Annotated in this window: 1 protein-coding gene; it reads right to left on the bottom strand. The window is 74.7% G+C overall.

The window, feature by feature from the left end; genetic code table 11:
• Complete coding sequence (locus ACR807_RS15825) at window positions 1-7,659, bottom strand: non-ribosomal peptide synthetase (RefSeq protein WP_438922074.1); 7,659 nt, start codon at window positions 7,657-7,659, stop codon at window positions 1-3.
• Window positions 7,660-7,714: the final 55 nt, after the last annotated feature.

Here is a 7,714-nt window from a genome sequence, read left to right as displayed (position 1 = left end):
TCACGCTTCCGTCTCTGCGAGGGCTTCGAGGTCCGCCAGCACCAGGTCCTCGACCAGGTCGGCGAGGGAGGCCACGGTGCGGGCGGTGAGGACGTCGCGCGGGGAGAGGTCGACGCCGAACGCCGCCTTGGTCCGGGACGTGATGTGCAAGCTGCGGATGGAGTCGCCGCCGAGGGCGAAGAACCCGTCCTCCACGCCGACGCGCTCGACGCCCAGGACGTCGGCCCAGATCGCCGCGATGGCCTCTTCGGTCTCGGTGCGGGGGGCGACGTAGGCCCCGGAGGTGACCGCGTCGCGCTCGGGCGCGGGGAGCGCGACGCGGTCGAGCTTGCCGTTGGCGTTCAGCGGCAGGCTTTCCAGTGCGACGAACGCCGCGGGGACCATGTAGTCGGGCAGGACACTGGCCGTGTGGTCGCGCAACTCCGATGCCGTCGTCGGCTTGTCCGGCACGTAGTACGCCACCAAGCGGTGCTCGTTCGCCACTACAACGACCTGGGAGACGGCAGGATGCGCCCCCAGGACGGATTCGACCTCGCCGAGTTCGATGCGGAAGCCGCGGATCTTGACCTGTTGGTCGGCTCGGCCCAGGTAATGCAGGACGCCGTCACCCCATCGGGCGAGGTCGCCGCTGCGGTACATGCGGGTGCCGGGTGCGCCGAACGGGTTCGCGACGAAGCGGGACGCGGTGAGGCCGGGGCGTCGGAAGTAGCCCCTGGCCAGGCCGGGGCCGGCGACGTACATCTCGCCGGGCACGTTGGGCGGGACGGGGTTGAGGTCTTCGTCGAGGACGTAGATGCGCAGGTCGGGCATCGCCACGCCGATGCTGCCGTCCGCCTCCGTGTAGGTGACGTGCACGGTGGTCTCGGTGATGCCGTACATGTTGATCAGCGCGCCGGGGCCGTCCCAGCCCTCCAGCTTGTGCATGTCCAGCGCCTCGCCGGCGAAGATGACGCACCGCAGGCTCAGCCCGGTCGGCTTCTCGGGGATGAGCTGGTAGAACGCCGAGGGCGTCTGGCTGAGGATGGTGACGCCCTCGTCGGCGAGCAGCTTGGCGAAGTCGCGCGGCGAGCGGGACACCGCGTGCGGCACCACGACGAGCCGGCCGCCGTGCAGCAGCGCGGCCCACAGCTCGAACACCGACACGTCGAAGGCGTAGCTGTGGAACAGCGACACCACGTCGTCCGGCCCGAGGCCGAACCAGTGGTCGGTGGCGGAGAACAGGCGCACCACGTTGCCGTGCGGGATCACCACGCCCTTGGGCCGTCCGGTCGAACCGGAGGTGTAGATGACGTACGCCGCGTTGTCCGGGCGCAGCGGGACCTCCGGCGCGGTGGCCGGATAGGCGGTGAGATCGGGCAGCTCGGACAGGGTGGCCACGGGCTGCGCGTCGGCGATCGTTGCGGTGATCCGCTCGGGCGGGTAGACGGGGTCGAGCGGCAGGTAGGCCGCGCCGGACTTGAGCACGCCCAGCACGGCGACGACGAGGTCGAGCGAGCGGGGGAACAGCAGCGCCACCATCTGCTCCGGCGCCGCGCCCAGCGACACCAGGTGGTGCGCCAGCCGGTTGGACCGCTCGTCCAGCTCGCGGTAGGTCAGCGCGGCGCCCTCGCAGGTCACCGCCACCGCCTCGGGCGTGCGGGCGGCCTGGGCGGCGAACAACCCGGGGATCGTCGCGTCCGGCTCGCTCACCACCGAGCCGTTCCAGTCCACCAGCACCTGGTCGACCTCGGCCTGCGACAGCCACGGCACCCGGCCCAGCGCCCGATCGGGGTCGGCGACCAGCTCGACCAGCAGCCGGCGCAGCCGCTCGCCCAGCCGCTCCACCGTGCCCGCGTCGAACATCGCCGGCTCGTAGCCCAGCAGCAGGCCCAGCCGCTCGCGCGGGTAGACGGTGGCGCTGAGCGGGAAGCTCGTCGTCTCCACGGCCGACAGCTCGCGCAGGCCCATGTCCCCGGCCAGCTCGACCGGGTAGTTCTCGAACACCACGACGCTGTCGAACAGGTTCACGCCGCGCTCGACGCCGCTCCAGCCCTGGAGGCTGGTCAGCGGCACGTGCTCGAACCGCCGCGACTCGACCTGGGCGTCCTGGAGGGCGCGCAGCCAGTCGGCGACCGGCGCGGTCCCGTCCAGCTCGACCCGCACCGGCAGGGTGTTGATGAAGATGCCGGTGATGGAGTCGACGTCGGGCAGGTCCGCGGGACGGCCGGACACGGTCGCGCCGAAGCACACGTCCCGCCGGCCGCTGGAGCGGCCCAGCAGCAGCGCCCACGCGCCCTGCACGATCGCGCTCGGCGTGAGCCGGTGCTCGCGGGCGAACTCGTAGAGCCGCGCGGACTCCTCCTCGTCCAGCTCGACCGACAGCCGCTCCGACGACGTGCCGTGCGCGGCCGGCCGGTCGGCGGGCAGCGGGGTGGGGGAGTCGAACGACCCGAGCACGCCCCGCCAGTGCGCCTCGGCCGCCGCGCCGTCCTGCTCGGCCAGCCACGCCGCGTAGTCGCGGAACGGCCGCCGCTCGGGCAGCTCGCCGCGCGCCAGCACGTCGGACAGCACGTGGAAGACGCTCCAGCCGTCCAGCAGCACGTGGTGGAACGTCCACAGCACCTGCACGCTGGTGTCCGAGACCCGGGCGACCGCCAAGCGCATCAGCGGCGCGACGGCCAGGTCGATGCCCTCCTCGCGGTCCAGCGCCAGCAGGTCGCGCAGCCGGGCGGCGCGGTCCTCCTCGCCCAGGCCCCGCCAGTCGAGGAACGTGAACGGCACGCGCGCCTCGGCGTGCACCACCTGGAGCGGTTCGGGCACGTCCTCCCACAGCACCGAGCTGCGCAGCACCGGCGTCCGGTCGACCACGCGCTGCCAGGAACGGGCGAACTCCCGCGGGTCGGTCACGCCGTCCACGACGAACGTGGTCTGCTGGAAGTACACGCCCTTCTCGCCCAGGCCGTGGAACACCATGCCCGCCTGCATCGGCGTGAGCGGGTAGGCGTCCTCGCCGGGGAGCCGGTCCACCTGCTCCTGGGTGAGCCGCACCAGCGGGAAGTCCGACGGGGTGCGGCCACCCGCGCCGGGGGCGGCGCAGTGCGCGACGACGGCGCGCAGGTTCGCCGCGAAGTCCTCGACGAGGCGGGTGGCGGTCGCGTCGTCGTGCAGCTCCGCGCTGTAGTGGACGGTGAACTCCAACCGGTCGTCGCGGACCTGGCCGACCACGTCCAGCTGGTGCGGCCGGGGCGCGTCGGGGTCGGCGGACAGGTCGAGGTCGCGCTGGTCGGCGTCGAAGCGGCCCAGGTAGTTGAAGCTCACCGCGGGCGTGCACGCGGGCGCGGTGCGGGCCAGGTGCCGCAGGGCGCCGTAGCCGATGCCGCGCCGGGGCACGGCCCGCAGCTGCTCCTTGACCGACTTGAGCGCCTCGCCCCAGTCCCCGGCGTCCGGGGCGGGGAGGTCGAGCGCCACCGGGAACACGGTGGTGAACCAGCCGACCGTGCGGGACAGGTCGACGTCGTCGAACAGCTCCTCGCGGCCGTGGCCCTCCAGGTCCACCAGCACCCGCGACCGGCCGGTCCAGTCGGCCAGCGCCCGGCCGAGCGCGGTCAGCAGCACGTCGTTGACCTGGGTGCGGTACGCGCCGGGCACGTCGCGCAGCAGCGCGGCGGTCTCCTCGGCGGTCAGCCGCACGGTGGCCTCGCGCTGCGAGGCGGTGGTGTTCGCGCCGTCCCGGTCCAGCGGGACGTCACCGGGCGTGGCGGCCACCGCGGTCCAGTGCGCCAGCTCGTCGGCGAACCCGTGCGGCGCGTGCTCGGCGAGCTTCCTCGCCCAGTCCTTGAACGAGGTGGTCTTGCGCCCGATGCGCACGGGCTGCCCGGCCAGCGCCTGCCGGTGCGCGGTGGCCAGGTCCTCCACCAGCACGCGCCAGGACACGCCGTCCACCACCAGGTGGTGCGCGGTCAGCCGGACCGACCGGTCGTCCAGCACCTCGGCGCGCAGCAGCGGGCCGCGGGTGAGGTCGAAGCCGTCGAGCGCGAGCGGGTCGACGTCCTCGACGGGCCCGACGACCTGCCGGTCGCCCTCGAATCGGGTGCGCAGCGCGTCGTGGTGCTCGACGAGCGCCTTCAGCGCGGTGCGCAGGGCGGTCGGGTCGAGGTCGTCCACGTCCACGACCACGGACTGGTCGAAGTGCTCCGGCCGGGTGGTCTGGTGCTCCAGGAACCACCGCTGGATCGGGGTGAGCGGCGCGTCGCCGGTGACGACGCCCTGGTCGGCGGCGGGCGGCAGGTCGCGGGTGACGTGCGGCGCGATGGCCGCGACCGTCTGGTGGGCGAAGATGTCCCGCGAGGTCAGCACGAGGCCGGCCCGCCGCGCCCTGGTCACCACCTGGATGCCCAGGATCGAGTCGCCGCCCAGGGCGAAGAAGTTGTCCCGCACGCCGACCCGCGCCGCGCCGAGCACCTCGGCGAAGATCCCGGCCAGCACGGCCTCCACCGGCGTGCGCGGCGCCACGTACCGGGTGGCCTCCCGGCCGGTCGTCGGCGCGGGCAGCGCGGTCCGGTCGAGGCGGTCGAGGCCGACGAACACCTCGGGCACGGCGTGGCCGGGCAGCACCTGCTCCAGCAGGCCGCGCAGCGAGGCGGGCGCGACCGGGGGCGCGGTGTAGGCGACCAACCGCCGGTCGCGCACGACCACGGCCGCGTCGGTCACCCCGTCGTGCCGCAGCAGCGCCCGCTCGACCTCGGCGAGGTCGACCCGCACGCCCCTGATCCGCACGCCGTCGTCGTCCGCCTCGGCCAGGTCCACCAGGCCGTGCAGCGGCCGGTCGGGGTCCTCCACCACCAGGCGCAGCAGCGCGTCCAGGTCGTCGGCGAGCGCCCCGATCGTGGCCTCGTCGAACAGGTCGGTGTTGTACTCGACCGTCAGCGCCAGCCCGTCCTCGCGCGGCCAGAACTCGACCACCAGGTCGAACCGGGCCACCGGGCGGGGCAGGTCGTGCTCGGCGACGGTCAGGTCGCCGAACGCCGCGTCGCGCACCAGCGGCTGGTGCAGCGCCACCACGGTCTGCACGAGGGGCGTGCGGCTCGGGTCGGGGTCGGGGCGCAGCGCCTCCACGACCCGGTCGAACGGCACGTCGTCGTGCGCGAACGCGGCCAGCGCGGTGTCGCGCACCCGGTCGAGGAACGAGGTGAACGGCAGGTCCGGGTCGACCCACGAGCGCAGCACCAGGGTGCGGACGAAGAAGCCGACGGCGCGTTCCAGGTCGGCGCGGTCGCGGCCGGAGCTGACCGTGCCGACGGCGACGTCCCGCTGCCCGGTGCGCGCCGACAGCAGCAGCTGCACCGCGGCGGTGAGCGTCATGAACAGGGTCGCGTCGTGCGCGCGGCCCACGCCGGTCAGCCGCTCCACCAGGTCGGCGGGCAGCGGTCGGCGCAGCACCGCGCCGGCGGTCGTGCGCAGCGCCGGCCGGGGCCGGTCGGTGGGCAGGTCCAGCGCCTCCAGGTCGGCCAGCTGCTCGCGCCAGTACGCCAGGTCGCCCTCGGGGTTGCCGCGGGCCCACACCGCGAAGTCGGGGTACTGCACGGCGGGCTCGGCGGGGGAGCCGCCCGCGTACAGCTCGGCCAGCTCCTCGACGAGCACCTGCACCGACCAGCCGTCGGTGACGACGTGGTGCTGCACGAGGACGAGCAGGTGCTCGTCGCGGCCGACCGGCGCGAGCACCGCGCGGGTCAGCGGGCCCCGGCGCAGGTCGAACGGTTCGTCCAGGCCCAGGTCGCCGATCGGGGTGGGCAGCACGCGCAGCGGGATCGTGCCGTGCGGGGCGACGACCTGCACCGGCTCGTCGCCGACGACGTCGAACGTGGTGCGCAGCGCGTCGTGCCTGCGGGCCAGCGCGTCCAGGGCGGCGGCCAGGCGCGGCACGTCGAGCCGCCCGGTCAGGCGCAGGCCCACGGCGGTGTTCTGCTCGGCGGTGCCGTCCAGCGAGAACAGCCGGCGCTGCGCGGGGGACAGCGGCAGCGGCTGCCCGCGCGGCACGCGGGGGATGGGCGCGCCCTCCTGCTCGGGCAGGACCTCGGCGAGCGCGGCGACCGTGCGGTGGTCGAACATCGCGCGCACCGGCAGGCCGCCCAGCCTGCCCAGGGCCCGGACCGCGAGGATGGAGTCGCCGCCCAGGGCGAAGAAATCGTCGAGCGCGCCGACCAGCGGCGCGCCCAACACGTCCGACCACACCTCGGCGACTCTGCGCTCGGCGGCCGTGCGGGGCTCCACGAAGCCCTCGGGGGTCTCGCCGACCACCGGCGCGGGCAGCGCGGAGCGGTCCAGCTTGCCGTTGGGGCTCAACGGGAACGCGTCGAGCGCGACGAACGCCGACGGCACCAGGTAGTCGGGCAGGGTGGCGGCCAGGTGCCCGCGCAGCCCGTCCGTGCCCCGGCCCACCACGTAGGCGACCAGCCGCTTGGGCTCGTCGCGCGCCACGACCAGGGCCTGGTCGACGTCCGGGTGCTCCAGCAGCAGGGCCTCGACCTCGCCGGGCTCGACCCGGAAACCGCGGATCTTCACCTGGTGGTCGACGCGGCCGACGAACTCCAGCTGGCCGTCGTCGCGGGTGCGGACCACGTCGCCGGTGCGGTACATGCGCGCGCCGGGGGCGCCGAACGGGTCGGCGACGAACCGCTGCGCGGTCAGGCCGGGTCGGCCGAGGTAGCCGCGGGCCAGGCCGAGGCCCGTCACGTACAGCTCGCCCTGCGCGGCGGGTCTCAGCTCGTCGTCCAGCACGCGCACCTCGGTGCCCGGGACGGGCCGGCCGATCGGCGGCGTGCCACCGGGCACGAGCGGTTCGCTCCACGAGGTGACCACGGTGGACTCGGTCGGCCCGTAGGCGTTGATCATGCGGCGGCCCGGCGCCCACCTGGCCACCAGCTCGGCCGAGCTGGCGTCGCCGCCGACGATCACGGTGCGGAACGTCGGCAGCGGGCGCACCGGCACGGTGGCCAGCGCGACCGGCGGGATGAGCGCGTGCGTGACGCCGAACTCCTCGACGACGTCGGCGAGCTGGTCGCCCAGCAGCGGCCCCGGCGGCGGCACGACGAGCGCCGCGCCCGCGGGCAGGGCCATGCACAGCTCCAGCACGGAGGCGTCGAAGCTGGGGGAGGAGAACTGGAGCACCCGGTCGCCCGGCCGCACCTCGAAGTGCTCGACCTCGGCGGCGGCGAACGCGGGCAGGCCGCGGTGGGTGACCACGACGCCCTTGGGGCGGCCGGTGGAACCGGAGGTGTAGATGACGTAGGCCGGGTCGTCCGGCCGGATGTCCACGCCGGGGTCGGTGGCGGGCTGGTCCGCCGCGTCCACCGGCCCGTCCAGCACGAGCAGCGGGTCCGCGTCGGACACCATGAACGCGATCCGGTCGGCCGGGTAGGCCGGGTCGACCGGGAGGTAGGCGGCCCCGGACTTGAGCACCGCGAGCCGGGCCACCACGTTGTCCACCGAGCGGGGCAGCTGGACGGCCACCACCCGTTCTCGGCGTGCGCCCTTCGCGATCAGCAGGTGCGCCAGCCGGTTGGCCCGCTCGTCGAGCTCCCGGTAGCTCACCTCGCCCTCGGCCGACACGACCGCCGCCGCGTCGGGTGTGCGTTGTGCCTGCGCGGCCACCAACGCCGGCAGGGTGTGGGCGTGCGTCATCGCGAAAGGTGCCTTTCTGGTTCGGCAGCGGGAACCGGGTCGCGCCCTACCCGGT

The organism is Saccharothrix sabaoui, assembly GCF_051756985.1.
In the GTDB taxonomy this organism is placed as follows: Bacteria; Actinomycetota; Actinomycetes; order Mycobacteriales; family Pseudonocardiaceae; genus Actinosynnema.
Note: the sequence above shows the minus strand (reverse complement) of the source record. Positions and strands in the feature narration are given on the sequence as shown.

Coding starts and splice junctions, on each gene's coding strand:
- ACR807_RS15825 (WP_438922074.1), bottom strand. CDS start 7,659: ATGACGCACGCCCACACCCTGCCGGCGTTGGTGGCCGCGCAGGCACAA.